A 524-nucleotide genomic window follows, 5' to 3' on the forward strand; every position below is an offset into this window, starting at 1 on the left:
CGGACGGCCTTGTCGCCGTCGTACTCGATGGTGACCTGGGTCTTCCCGTCGGGACGCAGGTAGGGGATCGTGCCGTTCTTGCGGACCTCGGACAGCCGGCGCGAGAGCCGGTGCGCGAGGTGGATCGGCAGCGGCATCAGCTCCGGCGTCTCGTCCGTCGCGTAGCCGAACATCAGACCCTGGTCGCCCGCACCCTGCTTGTCGAGGTCGTCCTCGTCGAGCTTCCCCGCACCGGCACCCCCGACCCGCTTCTCGTACGCCGTGTCCACGCCCTGCGCGATGTCCGGGGACTGCGAGCCGATCGACACCGACACCCCGCAGGAGGCGCCGTCGAAGCCCTTCTTCGAGGAGTCGTAGCCGATCTCGAGGATCTTGTCGCGCACGAGCTGGGCGATCGGCGCGTACGCCTTGGTCGTGACCTCACCGGCCACATGGACGAGGCCGGTCGTGATCAGAGTCTCGACGGCGACCCGGGACGTGGGGTCCTCACGCAGAAGCGCGTCGAGAATGGTGTCGCTGATCTG

General features: G+C 68.3%; 1 protein-coding gene. It reads right to left on the minus strand.

Annotated elements, in window-relative coordinates; all coding sequences use genetic code 11:
• A partial coding sequence (locus tag IE265_RS38090) for an S-adenosylmethionine synthetase N-terminal domain-containing protein (RefSeq protein ID WP_308434858.1) occupies window positions 1-524 on the minus strand: 524 nt, incomplete at both ends.

Origin of the sequence: Streptomyces fructofermentans, assembly GCF_014651055.1 — a bacterium.
In the GTDB taxonomy this organism is placed as follows: domain Bacteria; phylum Actinomycetota; class Actinomycetes; order Streptomycetales; family Streptomycetaceae; genus Streptomyces; species Streptomyces fructofermentans.